The 13,856-nt window shown below is 72.8% G+C and carries 13 protein-coding genes and 1 pseudogene; 9 read left to right on the top strand and 5 right to left on the bottom strand.

Annotated elements, in window-relative coordinates:
- Positions 1-33 precede the first annotated feature (33 nt).
- Complete coding sequence (locus E3Z34_RS01960; protein ID WP_134772259.1) at positions 34-822, top strand: SDR family NAD(P)-dependent oxidoreductase; 789 nt, start codon at positions 34-36, stop codon at positions 820-822.
- Positions 823-968: 146 nt separating this feature from the next.
- On the top strand, positions 969-1,511 hold the full coding sequence (gene pyrE, locus E3Z34_RS01965) for an orotate phosphoribosyltransferase (RefSeq protein ID WP_134772260.1): 543 nt from the start codon (positions 969-971) through the stop codon (positions 1,509-1,511).
- A 28-nt stretch (positions 1,512-1,539) separates the two neighbouring features.
- On the opposite strand, the gene E3Z34_RS18465 is transcribed toward pyrE, so the two are convergent.
- Positions 1,540-2,409 (bottom strand): P-loop nucleotide/nucleoside kinase family protein, encoded by an 870-nt coding sequence (locus E3Z34_RS18465; RefSeq protein ID WP_238695300.1) that lies wholly within the window; start codon positions 2,407-2,409, stop codon positions 1,540-1,542.
- Positions 2,331-4,073, bottom strand: a complete 1,743-nt coding sequence (locus E3Z34_RS01975) for a hypothetical protein (RefSeq protein ID WP_134772261.1) — start codon at positions 4,071-4,073, stop codon at positions 2,331-2,333. The genes E3Z34_RS18465 and E3Z34_RS01975 overlap by 79 nt, the downstream gene beginning before the upstream one ends.
- A 379-nt stretch (positions 4,074-4,452) precedes the next feature.
- Here E3Z34_RS01975 and E3Z34_RS01980 point away from each other — a divergent pair, with 379 nt between their 5' ends.
- From E3Z34_RS01980 to E3Z34_RS20060, 3 genes and pseudogenes are all read left to right on the top strand, one after another.
- The gene (locus E3Z34_RS01980) at positions 4,453-4,884 is read left to right on the top strand and encodes a DedA family protein (RefSeq protein ID WP_338043763.1); all 432 of its coding nucleotides are present in this window, start codon (positions 4,453-4,455) and stop codon (positions 4,882-4,884) included.
- Positions 4,881-5,506: pseudogene (locus E3Z34_RS01985) on the top strand (TrmH family RNA methyltransferase). The gene E3Z34_RS01980 and the pseudogene E3Z34_RS01985 overlap by 4 nt, the downstream one beginning before the upstream one ends.
- A gap of 69 nt (positions 5,507-5,575) precedes the next feature.
- Positions 5,576-6,331 carry a transglutaminase-like domain-containing protein gene (locus E3Z34_RS20060; protein ID WP_420818968.1) on the top strand — a complete coding sequence of 252 codons (756 nt, stop codon included), beginning with the start codon at positions 5,576-5,578 and terminating at the stop codon, positions 6,329-6,331.
- 57 nt (positions 6,332-6,388) lie between these two features.
- On the opposite strand, the gene E3Z34_RS01995 is transcribed toward E3Z34_RS20060, so the two are convergent.
- Genes E3Z34_RS01995 through E3Z34_RS02005 form a run of 3 tightly spaced genes read right to left on the bottom strand, consistent with a single transcriptional unit; the run spans position 6,389 to position 9,719 of the window.
- Entirely contained in the window at positions 6,389-7,231 is an 843-nt protein-coding gene (locus tag E3Z34_RS01995; protein ID WP_134772262.1) for a transglutaminase family protein, read from the bottom strand.
- The gene (locus E3Z34_RS02000; protein ID WP_134772263.1) at positions 7,231-8,151 is read right to left on the bottom strand and encodes an alpha-E domain-containing protein; all 921 of its coding nucleotides are present in this window, start codon (positions 8,149-8,151) and stop codon (positions 7,231-7,233) included. Before E3Z34_RS02000 ends, E3Z34_RS01995 begins: the two co-directional genes overlap by 1 nt.
- On the bottom strand, positions 8,145-9,719 hold the full coding sequence (locus tag E3Z34_RS02005; RefSeq protein ID WP_134772264.1) for a circularly permuted type 2 ATP-grasp protein: 1,575 nt from the start codon (positions 9,717-9,719) through the stop codon (positions 8,145-8,147). Before E3Z34_RS02005 ends, E3Z34_RS02000 begins: the two co-directional genes overlap by 7 nt.
- An 81-nt stretch (positions 9,720-9,800) precedes the next feature.
- On the opposite strand from E3Z34_RS02005, the gene fbaA reads away from it, so the two are divergent.
- The 4 genes from fbaA to E3Z34_RS02025 all read left to right on the top strand — a co-directional run bounded on the left by fbaA (position 9,801) and on the right by E3Z34_RS02025 (position 13,839).
- A complete protein-coding gene (gene fbaA / locus E3Z34_RS02010) occupies positions 9,801-10,829 on the top strand; it encodes a class II fructose-bisphosphate aldolase (protein WP_134772265.1) in 1,029 nt (342 codons plus the stop codon).
- Positions 10,826-11,239, top strand: coding sequence for a DUF3151 domain-containing protein (locus E3Z34_RS02015; protein ID WP_202977005.1), 414 nt, complete (start codon positions 10,826-10,828; stop codon positions 11,237-11,239). Before fbaA ends, E3Z34_RS02015 begins: the two co-directional genes overlap by 4 nt.
- Before the next feature lie 229 nt (positions 11,240-11,468).
- Positions 11,469-12,443: a helix-turn-helix domain-containing protein gene (locus E3Z34_RS02020; RefSeq protein ID WP_134772266.1), complete on the top strand. Its 975-nt coding sequence runs from the start codon at positions 11,469-11,471 to the stop codon at positions 12,441-12,443.
- Positions 12,444-12,540: 97 nt separating this feature from the next.
- The gene (locus E3Z34_RS02025) at positions 12,541-13,839 is read left to right on the top strand and encodes an adenylosuccinate synthase (protein WP_134772267.1); all 1,299 of its coding nucleotides are present in this window, start codon (positions 12,541-12,543) and stop codon (positions 13,837-13,839) included.
- The last annotated feature ends 17 nt before the right edge of the window (positions 13,840-13,856 follow it).

Genomic DNA, 13,856 nt, shown 5'->3' on the forward strand with positions numbered 1-13,856 from the left:
GGGCCGCACGGCACCGCCGCGTAGGCTGAACGGATGGGCACAGCGTTGATCACCGGGGCGTCGGCAGGGCTGGGCCGTGAGTTCGCGGTGCAGCTGGCGGGCCGGGGGCACGACCTGGTGCTGGTCGCCCGTGACGCCGGGCGTCTGGAGGCCGTCGCCGCCACGCTGCGCTCCACGCACGGGGTGCAGGTCGAGGTGCTCGCCGCCGACCTGGCCGACCGTGCCCAGCTGGGGACGGTGGCCGCGCGGGTCGCCGACGAGGACCGGCCGGTGGACCTGCTCGTCAACAACGCGGGCTTCGGCTCGCGTCGCGGCTTCGTCTCCGGCGGTCTCGAGGAGGAGGAGCGCGCGCTCGACGTCATGGTCCGTGCGGTCATGGTGCTCAGCCACGCGGCCGCCGGGGCGATGCGCGGCCGCGGACGGGGTGCCGTCCTCAACGTCTCCTCCGTCGCCGGGTATGCCGTCATGGGTCACTACTCGGCGATCAAGTCCTACGTCACGGTGCTCTCCGAGGCGCTCGCGACCGAGCTGGCCCCCCACGGGGTCACGGTGACGGCGCTGTGCCCGGGGTTCGTCCGCACCGAGTTCCACCAGCGGGCCGAGATGAACATGTCGCGGCTCCCCGAGGCCCTGTGGCTGGATGCGGGCGACGTGGTCCGGGAGGCGCTCGACGCGGTCGCCAGGGGTGCGGTCGTCTGCGTCCCGTCGGTGACCTACCAGGGCCTGGTCGGGCTGCTGCGGGTCGCCCCGCGCCGCCTCACCCGGCGGGTGGCGGGCGGCCTGGCCGACCGTCGTCGCCGAGGGCGGGCGCGCGGCCGCTGAGGGCGGGCTGCCCGACCACGCCAGGTCCCGCCGGTGGCGCAGACGAGGCTGTGCACGCCAGACGACGATGCCCGGCTCGTCTGACGTGCACAGCCTTGTCCGGGTGTCGCCGACCCCTGGGCAGCCGCGCCAGTAGGGTGCGTGCCATGAGCCACCGCGACCGCCTGCTGCAGCTGATCAAGGACCTGGCCGTCGTGCACGGCCGGGTGACCCTGTCGTCGGGGCGGGAGGCCGACTACTACGTCGACCTGCGTCGCATCACGCTGCACGGGGAGGCCGCCCCGCTGGTGGGCGAGGTGATGCTGGACCTGGTCGAGGACCTGCAGATCCACGCGGTCGGCGGGCTGACGATGGGTGCGGACCCGGTGGCGACCGCCATGCTGCACGCCGCCGCGCGGCGGGGTCGGGCGCTGGACGCGTTCGTGGTGCGCAAGAGCGAGAAGGCGCACGGCCTGCAGCAGCGGATCGAGGGTCCCGCGGTGAGCGGTCGTCGCGTGCTGGTCGTGGAGGACACCTCCACCACCGGCGGCTCCCCGCTGACCGCGGTCGAGGCGGTCCGCGAGGCCGGCGGCGAGGTCGTCGCCGTCGCGGTCATCGTCGACCGGGCCAGCGGTGCCCGGGAGAAGATCCAGGCCCAGGGCCTGGACTACCGCGCCGCGTTCGGTCTCGACGACCTCGGGCTCGGGTGACCCGCTGCGTCGCACCCCGCACGTTCCCTCAGGGGACCGACGGTGGCCAACGGTGCCGCCGCCAGTCGTCCCAGGTCGCAAAGCCCGAGGGGGGAGCGCCGACGGGATCGGAGCCGTCGAGCTCGCCGGGCGACGGGGTCTCCATCGCCGCCGCCCAGTCGCGGAGCTCCTCGTCCGACATCGGCCAGCTGGCCCCCGGAGCCTCGGACTGGCGCCGATCGAGCCGTCTGCGCTGCTCCGCCGGGTCGACCTCACGGTGGACCAGGACGACGCGAGCCCCGCGCTCCGCGGCTGCGTGACGCAGCGCCGTCCGCTCGTCCCGGCTCCACAGGCCGAAGTCGACCACCACGTCGATCCCGAGCTCGAGACCGCGCAGGGCGATCTCGACCAGCCGGCCCTCGATCACGGCCTGGGCGGCGGCAGGGTTCTCGGTCCCGTACAAGGCCTTCACCCAGTCGTCCTTGGTCAGGCGCAGCGCCCCCTGCCGCTCGAGCTGCCTGGCGGCGGTGGTCTTCCCGGTGCCCGGCAGCCCGACGGTGAGGAACAGCGTCGGCGCGGACCTGCCCCGCTCTCCGGCATCCATGGGGTCATGATCGCCGAGCGGGCCGCGGGCTGCCAGGCCCGGGACGCGGAAGGGGCGCACCTCCCGGTGCGCCCCTTCTGCTGCCTCGTGGCTGCGGCTCAGCGCCGGCGCCGGTCCCAGTGCGCGAAGCCGGCCGCGCGCGCGGCCTCCTCGCTCTCGAACCACAACCTCGGCACGCACCGCGTCATAGCTCGGCGACTCCTCGGTGTGGAAGAGCATCGAGCCGGAGTTGCCCTTCACCACCCAGCCCTCCGGGCCCGAGCCGTCCTCGGCCGGGTCGGCCGAGCCGGGACCGTAGACGGACTCCGAGAACACCGCCCCGCCCGCAGCAGCGGGAGCGTCGGCGTCACCGTAGGAGCGGTCGGGCTCGGCATAGGCCGTCTCGCTGGTGGCCTGGTCCTGCTCGGTGTAGGCGGTCTCGCCGGTGGCCTGGTCCTGCTCGGTGTAGGCGGGGTCGCCGGTGGTGAGGTCGGGCTCGGTGTAGGTGGTGTCGCCGGTGGTGAGGTCGGGCTCGCCGTAGGTGGTGTCGCCGGTGGTGAGTCGGGCTCGCCGTAGGTGGTGCCGCCGGTCGCGAGGTCGGGCTCGCCATAGGCAGTGCGGGCGGCCGAGGCGTCGTCGTAGGAACCGTCGGTGTCCTCGCCGGCGTAGGTGCGGTCGGTGTGGGCGGCTCCGGCCGCACCGACCGCCGCTGCCCCGGCGCCGGCAGCGGCGCCGGTGCCCTGCGCACCCGTGCCGATCGGCTCGTCGGCGACGACACGCTCACCGGCGGCGGCTGTCGTGTCCGGCGGGTAGGTCGTGGCGCTGGACAGGGCCGGACCGTCGTCGCCACGGACGGGGGTGGTGTCGTCGTGGTAACCGTGCTCCTGCATGCCCGGCTCGCCGACCACGTCCTCGACGACGACCGCCTCGCCGCCGTCGCCGCGGTAGGTCGTCGTGGCGGAGTCGTCGAGCGGCTGCTCGTGGTCCGTGCCGCGGTCGTGGTCGTCGACGCCGGAGCGGTCGTACCCCTCGACGGGCGAGTCGGAGGACCCCTCGTGGGCCGTCACCTCCTCGGGGGTCTCACCCGGGGTCTGGTCGTCGGCGGGGAGCGGCTCGTCTCGGGCCCCGGCGTCGATCTCCTCGCTGGTCAGGGCGTGCACGTCCGCGTGCTCGTCGTGGCCGGCGTGGTGGTCCTCGGACAGGTAGGCGTCCGCGTGCTCGTCGTGGCCGGCGTGGTGGTCCTCGGACCGGTAGGCATCCGCGGGCTCCTCGTGGACCGGCTCCTCGCGGGACTGCTCCTCGTGGACCGGCTCGTCGCGGACCTCACCGTCGGGCGCGCGATCGGTCGTGGCGGCGCCGGTGGCCGCGGCTCCCATGGCGCCGATCGCGGCCGCCTGCCGCATCTGGTCCCCGTCCCCCTCGCGCGGGTGTCGACGTCCGCGTGGTGGGAGTCGTCCACGTGTGTGCGTGTGCTCGACGTCCGCGTGGTGGGTGTCGTCGACCACGGTGTGGTCCACGGTCGCCCCGGAGGCGTCGTCTGCGTACGCGCCGCCGGCGACGGGCTCGTGGTCGTCCTCACGCACGACGTAGTCGGTCTCCTCGGCCCGGTGGCCCCGCTCGCTCGCAGCGTCACCGGCCCCCGCCCCGTGGCGCCGACAGCGGTCACGGCCTCGGCCTCGCGCCACCGGTCCGCGTCGTCGTCGACCCGCTGGTCGTCGTCTCCCCGCAGGTCGTCGTCGGCGTGCTGGTCGAAGGGCTGGTCGCGAGCGTCCGTCCGGTCGTCGGCGGGCGTGGTGCCCGGGCGTCGACCCCGGGGCGGCAGTGCCGGGGCCCAGGTCTCGTCCCTCGGCCACGACGTCACGGCTGCCCACGGCGGAGTCGTCACGGCTGTCCACCGCGGTGTCGCCACCACCGGGCCGGCGCAGCAGCATGAAGATCGCGGCGCCGATGAGCAGGAGCAGCAGCGCGACCATGATCCACGTGGTCGTCGAGTTGTCCATGTTGGTCCCTCCGTCAGGCGACCGGAGGTCGGTCGCGATGGGGTCGGGCACCACGCGGGTGCACCGGTTGGGCACCACCGTAGTGGGATTCGCCCTGCTCCGGCAGGTCGAGGACGCCGTGAGGGCCGAGCAGGCGGCAGCGTCTGGGACAATCGCGTGTGAGTACTTCGTCCGACCTGACCGGTGTCGCCGGGTGGGCCGTCTCCGTCATGGAGACCCTGGGAGGTCCCGGCGCGGGCCTGATCATCGCCCTCGAGAATCTCTTCCCGCCCCTGCCCAGCGAGGTGATCCTCCCGCTCGCCGGCTTCACCGCGAGCCAGGGGACCTTCACCCTCACCGGGCGATCCTGTGGACGACCGCCGGGTCCGTGGTCGGGGCGATGCTGCTCTTCCTCCTCGGCTCGGCCCTGGGGCGGGCCCGGTTCCGCTCCCTCTGGGGACGGCTGCCCCTCGTCGACATGACCGACCTGGACCGGACCGAGGCGTGGTTCGCCCGCCACGGTGGGAAGGCCGTCTTCTTCGGGCGGATGATCCCGATCTTCCGCAGCCTGATCTCCATACCCGCAGGCATCGAGGGGATGCCGCTGCCCAAGTTCCTGCTGCTCACCACCGCCGGGAGCGGCATCTGGAACACGCTGTTCGTGGTGGCGGGATACCAGCTGGGGGAGAACTGGCACCTGGTCGAGTCCTACGCCGGTGTCCTGCAGAAGGTGGTCATCGTCGTGGTCCTGGGCCTGGTCGCGTGGTGGCTGGTCCGGCGGGTCCGCACCGTCCGCGACCGCGCCGGGGCCTCCCGCGACGGCCAGGTATGACGTCGCGCCCGGCGGTGGGGGTCGGGCCTTGGGAGGGCGACCGGCCGCAGGACGCGGACGGGTCCCTGCCGTCCCACCTCGACCCCGACCTGCTGCGTGACGGTGACACCCGCAACGTCGTCGACCGCTACCGCTACTGGCGGCACGAGGCCATCGTCGCCGACCTCGACACCCGCCGCCACGAGGTCCACGTCGCGGTGGAGAACTGGGAGCACGACTTCAACATCGGCTCGGTCGTCCGCACCGCCAACGCCTTCAACGTCGCGGCCTTCCACATCGTGGGGCGCCGTCGCTGGAACCGGCGCGGGGCCATGGTCACCGACCGCTACCAGCACGAGCACCACCACCCGGACGTCGCGGGCCTGGGCGCGTGGGCCCAGGAGCGACGGCTCCCGCTCCTCGGGGTGGACAACGTCCCCGGCTCCCGCCCGCTGGAGGACTTCCCCCTCCCGCGCGGCTGCATACTCCTCCTCGGCCAGGAGGGCCCCGGGTTGAGCCCGGAGGCGGTCGCCGCGTGCGAGGACGTGCTGGCCATCACCAGCACGGCTCCACCCGCTCGATCAACGCGGGGGCGGCGGCCGCGATCGTCCTCTACCACTGGGCGCTCCAGCACACCCGGTGAGCCTGAGAGGATGAGCCCCATGCTCCGTCGCCTCACGTCCGAGATGTCCATGACCGTCACCGCGCCGGGGTGGCCACGATCGGGACCTCGGTCGCCGAGCAGGTGGACCGGGCGCAGGAGAGCTTCTCGGTGACCCTCGACGGCGAGCCGCTGGAGGTGCTGGACGTGCTCGACGACGCGTCGGGCACCCGGTGGCACGTGGTCCGTGACGTGGCCCCGGGGCAGCTGCTGGTCAGCTACTCCGCGCTCGTGCGGGACGGCGGGGCCAGCCGGCCGGTGACCGAGCTGGACCGCATCCACTACGTGCGGCCCAGCCGCTACGTCGACCTCGACCGGCTCGAGGCGGTCGCCCGCGCCGAGGTGGGGGAGGTGGTGGGGGAGCAGGGGGTCCTGGACGTCGCGACCTGGGTGCACGAGCACCTGCGCTACGTCGTGGGCAGCTCCCGCGTGACCGACGGGGCGAGCGACACCTACCTCGCGCGGCGCGGGGTCTGCCGCGACTTCGCCCACCTGACGATGGCCCTGCTGAGGGCCCGCGGCGTCCCGGCCCGGATGGTCGCCTGCTACGCCCCCGGCCTGGCCCCGATGGACTTCCACGCCGTCGTCGAGGCCGCGGTCGGCGACCGCTGGGTCGTCGTCGACCCGACCCGGCTCGCGCCCCGGCCCTCCCTCGTGCGTATCGGGGCCGGCGCCGACGCGAGCGAGACCAGCTTCCTCACCGTGCACACCGGGGGCCTGAGCTTCGGGCGGCTCACCGTCACCGCCGCCGTGGAGGACGCCGACCTCCCGGTGGACGACCACCTGGGCACCGTCGAGATCGGCTGAGCACGCGGACGGCCGCGGGGCGTCACCGCGGGCCTCCCTCCCGGAACGCCGCCGGGGTCAGACCCGCAGCGCCGTGAGCTCCACCTCGACGAACATCGCGCTGCTCCGGGTGCCGGTGTAGATGCCGCGCAGCGGAGGGACGTCGCCGTACTCGCGGCCGCGGGCCACCTCGACGTGCCGGCCACCGGGCTGCACGCCGTTGGTGGGGTCCATGCCGACCCACTCCCCGTCCCACCAGCACACCCAGGCGTGCGACTCGCCCTTGTAGGGCTGGCCGATCTCGGGCTCCCGGGCGGGCAGGAGGTAGCCGCTGACGTAGCACGCCGGGATCCCGACGGTCCGCAGGCAGCCGATCGTGAGGTTGGACATGTCCTGGCAGACCCCGGCCCGTCCCGCCCACGCCTCCGAGGCCCGGGTGTGCACCCCGGTGGAGCCGGACACGTAGGTCATCTCGTCCCGGACCAGGTCGACGATCTCCCGGGCGCACGCGGAGGGTGTCGAGGACCGGTCCGCGATCTCCTGCACCCGGGCCCGCAGGTCCTCCGGAGGCTCCACCGAGGGGCTGCACAGCAGGTACTCGCTGAGGTCGTCGAAGACCTCGGCCGACCGCAGCTCCTCCCACGACAGACCCTGCCCCGTGACCTCCGGACGCTGGACGTCCACGGTGGCCGAGGCGGTCACGCTCAGCCGCTGGTGGGGCTCGTGCACCTCGAACTGGGTGACGGTCGTCCCCCAGTAGTCGGTGTAGGTGTTGGTCCACGCCGCCGGAGCGATGTCGACCTTGGTGTGCAGCACCTGCTGGTGCAGGGTGGACATCGGGGTCATCCGGGCCTCGTTGAAGGAGTGCGAGGCGGCGCCGGTGTACTCGTAGCCCGTCCGGTGGACGATCCGCAGCAGCATCAGCGCACCCCCGCCCGCCACACCGTCTGACCGGCACCGTCGAAGAAGTGGCTGGACACGGCGTCGTTGACGGCCGAGCACGTCCGTTGCAGGTCGCTCATCCGCGTCGGCAGGTCCACTGTGAGATCCTCCAGCGCGCCGAACTCGAAGCGGGCGCGCGCCCGGCCCAGGGCCCGCAGCGCCTCCGTGGACGGCACGCGCGTCCCACCCTCCAGCGCTTGCAGCGCCTCCTCCGCCCGGTCCAGGGCGAAGAGGACCGAGCGCGGGAAGAGCCGGTCCACGAGGAGGAACTCGGCGGCCCGCTGGTCGGTCGCGTCGCCCCGGTAGGTCCGGACGAACGCGTGGTGGGCGCCGCACGCCCGCAGCGTCTGGGTCCAGGCGTAGGGGCCGTCCGCGCTGTAGGCGGCGGTCTCGATGATCCGCGAGGTCATGTCCACCCGCTCCAGGGAGCGGCCGAGCAGGAGGTACTGCCATCCCTCGTCGTGGCTCATCGTCGAGTCCGCGATGCCCCCGACCACGGCGCAGCGCTCACGGACCAGCTGGCAGGCCCGGTGGGCGGGGAGGTGCTGGAGACGGTTGCCGCGCATCATGTTCCACGTGGTGTTGATCGCCTCCCACATCTCGGTGGAGACGGTCTCCCGCGAGCGTCGCGCGCTCTCCCGGGCACCGTGGAAGGCGGCGACCATCGACGTGGAGGACGACTCGTCCCACCCGAGCAGCTGCAGCACCGTGTGGTGGTCGGGGCTGGCCTCGTCGTCGATGCCCATGACGCGCAGCAGGATCCGGCTGACCTCCTCCTCGTCGACGACGGGGTCCTCGAGCAGCCGGGTCAGGTGCACCTCCAGGAGCCGGGAGGTGTCCTCAGCCCGTTCGAGGTAGCGACCGATCCAGTAGAGCGACTCCGCGATCCGGCTCAGCACGGCATACCTCCGGTCTGTTGCTGCTGCTGCTCCTGCTCGGCCGGCTCGGCCTCGGAGCGGGTGAGGGCGACCTGGGGGGCGGTCCCCAGGGGGAGCGAGCGCTGGCTCTGACGCTGGAAGCGGCTGCGCCGCCCGTCGCCGGAGAGCACCCACGTGTCCTTGGACCCGCCGCCGCGGCTGGAGTTGACGATGAGGTCCCCCTCGCCGAGCGCGACCCGTGTCAGCCCGCCGGGCAGCACCCACACCTTCTCCCCGTCGTTGATGGCGAACGGCCGCAGGTCCACGTGCCGGGGCCGCATACCCTCCTCGACCATCGTCGGGATGGTCGAGAGCTGCACCACCGGCTGGGCGATCCACCCCCGCGGGTCGCGCAGCACCGCGGTGCGCAGCTGGTCGAGCTCGGCGGCGTCCGCCTGCGGGCCGATGACGATGCCCTTGCCGCCCGAGCCGTCCACCGGCTTGAGCACCAGCTCGTCGAGCCGGTCCAGGACCTCCTCGCGGTGCCCGGGGTCCTCCAGCCGCCAGGTGTCGACGTTGGGCAGCAGCGGCTCCTCCCCGAGGTAGTAGCGGATGAGGTCGGGCACGTAGGAGTACATCAGCTTGTCGTCGGCGACCCCGTTGCCGACCGCGTTGGCGATGGTAACGTTGCCCGCCCGGGCGGCGTTGAGCAGGCCCGGGCAGCCGAGGACTGAGTCGTTGCGGAAGGCGACCGGGTCCAGGAAGTCGTCGTCGACCCGACGGTAGATGACGTGGACCGGCTGCAGCCCGTGCGTGGTGCGCATCATGACTCGCCCGCCCTGGGTCACCAGGTCGCGCCCCTCGACCAGCCGGCAGCCCATCAGCCGGGCCAGCAGGCTGTGCTCGAAGTAGGCCGAGTTGTAGGGCCCGGGGGTCAGGACCACCACCTCGGGGTCCTGGACCCCCGACGGTGCGGCCGCGCGCAGCGCGCGGAGCAGACGGTCGGGGTATGCGGCCACCGGCCGGATCCGGTGGGTCCCCACCACCTCCGGCAGGGTGGAGGTCATCGCACGGCGGTTGGTCAGGACGTAGGAGACCCCGCTGGGGATGCGGACGTTGTCCTCCAGCACGCGGAAGGTGCCCTCGGCGTCCCGGATGAGGTCGATGCCGGAGACGTGGACCCGCACGCCGTTGACCGGCTGGATGCCGTAGGCGACCCGGTGGTAGTGCTTGCTCGTGGTGACCACGTGCCGCGGCAGGACCCGGTCGGTCACGATCTGCATGGCGCCGTAGACGTCGGCGAGGAAGGCCTCCAGCGCACGCACGCGCTGGCCCACGCCCTCCTCGACGTGCGACCACGTCGAGGCCTCGATGATCCGCGGCACGATGTCCAGGGGGAAGGGCCGCTCCTCGCCCTCGTAGTCGAAGGTCACGCCCTGGTCGTGGTAGCTCTTGCTGACGTACTCCGCCCGGTTGCGGACGTCGTCCAGGCCGAACTCCTCGAACTGGGTGGCGACCTGGTCGTAGGCTGCCCGCACCCGGCCGTCGGCGGCCACGGCCTCGTCGAAGGTCGAGGTGGACGTGGGGTAGTCCGTGAAGGCGCCGGCCATGCGCACACCCTAGTGGGGCGGTCGGCGGGCCTGTGGAAGAGTGGGTGGTGCACCGACACCGCTGCTCTTCGAGGAGGACCCATGCCGATCGCCACCCCTGAGGTCTACGCCGAGATGATCGACCGGGCCAAGGCGGGCAACTTCGCCTACCCGGCCATCAACGTCAGCTCCAGCCAGACCCTCAACGCCGCACTCAAGGGCTTCGCCGACGCGGGCAGCGACGGCATCATCCAGGTCTCCACCGGTGGTGCCGAGTACTTCTCCGGCCAGGGCGTGAAGGACATGGTGACCGGGTCCCTCGCCTTCAGCGCATTCGCGCACGAGGTCGCCAAGAAGTACGACGTCAACATCGCCCTGCACACCGACCACTGCCCCAAGGACAAGCTGGACGGCTTCGTCCGGCCGCTGCTGCAGGCCTCGATCGAGCGGGTGCAGCAGGGTGGGCTCCCCTGGTTCCAGTCCCACATGTGGGACGGCTCGGCGACCCCGATGGAGGAGAACCTGCAGATCGCCGAGGAGCTGCTCGACCTGTGCCAGCAGGCACGGATCATCCTCGAGGTCGAGATCGGCGTGGTCGGCGGCGAGGAGGACGGCGTCGCCCACGAGATCAACGACAAGCTCTACACCACCCCCGAGGACGCCGTCGCGACGATCCGGGCCCTGGGCGCCGGTGAGAAGGGCCGCTACCTCACCGCCCTCACCTTCGGCAACGTGCACGGTGTCTACAAGCCCGGTGGCGTCAAGCTGCGCCCCGAGATCCTCAAGGCGGCCCAGGAGGCGGCGGCCGTCGAGCTCGGTCGGGGCGGTGAGGACCGTCCCTTCGACCTGGTCTTCCACGGCGGCTCCGGCTCCTCCGCGCAGGAGATCTCGGACGCCGTCGACTACGGCGTCGTCAAGATGAACATCGACACCGACACCCAGTACGCCTTCACCCGGCCGGTCGCGGGCTTCATGCTCACCAACTACGACGGGGTCCTGAAGATCGACGGCGAGGTCGGCAACAAGAAGATGTACGACCCGCGCACCTGGGGCAAGGAGGCCGAGGCCTCGATGAGCGCGCGCGTCGTCCAGGCCTGCGAGCACCTCCGCTCGGCCGGGACCAGCCGGTGAGCCTGGGCGCGGGGGGCGACCTGCTCGGCATACCCCCGACCGAGCTGCCGGAGGACCCCGCCGCCGCCGAGCTCGAGGCGGGGGACCCGAGGCAGGTGGCTGCCTCCTACCCCGCCTCGTGCCTGGCCTGGGCGCGGCTGGCCGAGGAGGCGCTGGCGGGCTCCGAGCCGGTCGCCGCCTACGCCTACGCCCGGACGGGCTACCACCGCGGTCTGGACCAGCTGCGCCGGTCCGGGTGGCGGGGCCAGGGGCCGGTGCCCTGGGAGCACGTGCCCAACCGCGGGTTCCTGCGGGCGCTCGCGGCACTGGCGAAGGCGGCCGGCGCGATCGGGGAGACGGAGGAGCAGACGCGCTGCACCGAGTTCCTCCGGGCCTCCAGCACCACCGCCGCCCGCGAGCTCGGTCTCTGATCTGAGGGGGGGGTTGGCCCCCGGGCGGTGACGCCGTCCGTGACGCGGTGCCACCGGCCCGGGAGGCCCCTCCGCGCGAGGCTCCGTGGCCGTGGCCCGGAGCGTCTCGCGCTCCCAGTGCCCGGGGCCTGCGCGTCCCCTGACGATGGACCCGGGCTGAGGCCTATATAACCACGACCTGCCACCTGCGCGTTGTCCGAACCGTGCCAGTGGCCTTAACCTGCCAAGGATGAAATTCGCAGCCCAGCCCGGCCTGAGCGAGCCCGCCGAGCTCCTCTACCGCCACGTCCTGCGCTCCGCCCCGGCCGACCTGGCGCAGCACGCCGACGCGCTCGGCTGGCCCCTGCGGCAGACCCAACGCGTCTTCCGTGACCTGGAGCGGATGCGGCTCGCCCGGCAGGCCCCGGACGGGCTGGTGCGGGTGGACGACCCCCGGGCGAGCGTGGGTCGGCTGCTGGACCACGAGGAGGCCGAGCTCGACGACCGGCGGCGTCGGGTCCTGCGCATGCGCGAGTCGCTGGAGAACTTCGAGTTCGACTACCGGCGCGGGCTGCAGCTCTCCGGCCCGCGGCAACCGCCCTGGGAGGAGGTCTCGCCCGCCGAGGCCGCCGCCGTCGTCGAGCAGCTGCACCGAACCTCCCAGGGGCCGGTGCTGCAGGTCGTCCGCGACGTCGGCACCGGGCCCGGTCACGACCAGGCCGTCCGGCGTCACTGGGAGGAGGCCGCCTCCTCCGGGCGGGTCCTGCGCACCATCCTGCCGCTGTCGATCCTCACCGACCCGCAGTGGCACGACTTCGCCGAGCGACGGGCCCAGCTGGGGGAGCAGCAGCGCTACTTGCCTGACGAGGCCCTGCGGGTGGAGTTCGCCGTCTTCGGGCGGGCCGGCGTCCTGCTCCACGAGGGAGAGGCCCCGGACGCCGACTACCTGCTCATGCGGCCCCGGCCCGTCGTCGAGGTCCTCACCACCCTCTTCGACGAGCTCTGGCGGCGGGCGGAGCCGGTGCACCCCCCGGACGCCAGGGCAGGGGACGTCCGCCTGCTGGAGCTGCTCTCCCTCGGCTTCAAGGACGAGGCGATCGCCCGGCAGCTGGGGCTCGGCCTGCGGACGGTCCGTCGGCGCATCGCCGGGCTCATGGAGGAGCACGGTGCGGACACCCGCTTCCAGCTGGGTCTGGCCGTCAGCAGGCGGGGGCTGGTCGGGTAGGGGCCGTCCCGGTGGGGTCCGGCGGGCGCGCCGACCGGTCCCCGGCGGCCCGCCGATACGATGAGGCCTCCGAGACCGAAGACGGAGAGGCAGGCACATGCCAGCGATCGTCCTGGTGGGCGCCCAGTGGGGCGACGAGGGCAAGGGCAAGGCGACCGACCTCCTGGGGTCGCAGATCGACTACGTCGTGAAGTTCAACGGAGGCAACAACGCCGGGCACACGGTCGTCGTCGGCGACCAGAAGTACGCCCTGCACCTGCTGCCCAGCGGCATCCTGACGCCCGGTGTCACCCCGGTCATCGCCAACGGCGTCGTCATCGACCTCGGGGTGCTCATCTCCGAGCTCGACGGGCTCGAGGCGCGCGGGGTCGACACCTCCCGGCTGCGGATCAGCGCCAACGCCCACGTCATCCCGCCCTACAACACCGTCCTCGACAAGGTGACCGAGCGCTTCCTCGGCAAGCGCCGGATCGGCACCACCGGGAGGGGGATCGGACCCACCTACGCCGACAAGATGAACCGCATCGGCATCCGGGTCCAGGACCTCTACGACGAGTCCATCCTGCGGCAGAAGGTCGAGGCGGCCCTCCAGGGCAAGAACCAGCTGCTCCTCAAGGTCTACAACCGCCGGGCGATCGAGGTGGACGAGGTGCTCGCCGAACTGCTCGAGCACGCGGAGCGGATCCGGCCGATGGTGACCGACACGGTGCTGGAGCTGGGCACCGCCCTCGACGAAGGGAGGACCGTCCTCTTCGAGGCCGGCCAGGCGACGCTGCTGGACGTCGACCACGGCACCTACCCGTTCGTGACGTCCTCCAACGCCACCGCCGGCGGCGCCTGCACCGGCTCGGGCGTGCCCCCCACCCGGATCGACCGCGTCATCGGGGTATTCAAGGCCTACACCACGCGGGTGGGTGAGGGCCCGTTCCCGACCGAGCTGGACGACGAGCACGGCGACCACCTGCGCACCGTCGGGGCCGAGTTCGGCACGACCACGGGCCGCCCGCGTCGCTGCGGCTGGGCCGACGTCGTCATCGGCCGCTACGCCACCCGGGTCAACGGCCTCACCGACGTCGTGCTCACCAAGCTCGACGTCCTCACCGGGCTGGAGAAGATCCCCGTGTGCGTCGCCTACGACGTGCAGGGTCGCCGCGTGGACGAGATGCCCGTCGGCCAGTCCGACTTCCACCACGCTACCCCGGTCTACGAGGAGCTGCCGGGGTGGACCGAGGACATCACGGCCGCCCGCACCTTCGAAGACCTGCCGGTCACGGCCCGGCGCTACGTCGAGCGGCTGGAGGAGCTGATCGGCACCCGCATCTCGGTCATCGGCGTCGGTCCCGGTCGCGACGAGGTCATCGTGCGTCACGACCTCCTTGGTCGCGACGAGGCCTGAGCGACGCGGTCGAGGAC

Source organism: Ornithinimicrobium flavum, assembly GCF_004526345.1.
Lineage (GTDB): Bacteria > Actinomycetota > Actinomycetes > Actinomycetales > Dermatophilaceae > Ornithinicoccus > Ornithinicoccus flavus.

Bases quoted from the DNA above. Each gene is read 5' to 3' on its own strand.
- E3Z34_RS01960 (WP_134772259.1), top strand. From the start codon at position 34: ATGGGCACAGCGTTGATCACCGGGGCGTCGGCAGGGCTGGGCCGTGAG.
- pyrE (WP_134772260.1), top strand. From the start codon at position 969: ATGAGCCACCGCGACCGCCTGCTGCAGCTGATCAAGGACCTGGCCGTC.
- E3Z34_RS01975 (WP_134772261.1), bottom strand. From the start codon at position 4,073: ATGGACAACTCGACGACCACGTGGATCATGGTCGCGCTGCTGCTCCTG.
- E3Z34_RS01980 (WP_338043763.1), top strand. From the start codon at position 4,453: ATGCTGCTCTTCCTCCTCGGCTCGGCCCTGGGGCGGGCCCGGTTCCGC.
- E3Z34_RS01995 (WP_134772262.1), bottom strand. From the start codon at position 7,231: ATGCTGCTGCGGATCGTCCACCGGACGGGCTACGAGTACACCGGCGCC.
- E3Z34_RS02005 (WP_134772264.1), bottom strand. From the start codon at position 9,719: ATGGCCGGCGCCTTCACGGACTACCCCACGTCCACCTCGACCTTCGAC.
- fbaA (WP_134772265.1), top strand. From the start codon at position 9,801: ATGCCGATCGCCACCCCTGAGGTCTACGCCGAGATGATCGACCGGGCC.
- E3Z34_RS02020 (WP_134772266.1), top strand. From the start codon at position 11,469: ATGAAATTCGCAGCCCAGCCCGGCCTGAGCGAGCCCGCCGAGCTCCTC.
- E3Z34_RS02025 (WP_134772267.1), top strand. From the start codon at position 12,541: ATGCCAGCGATCGTCCTGGTGGGCGCCCAGTGGGGCGACGAGGGCAAG.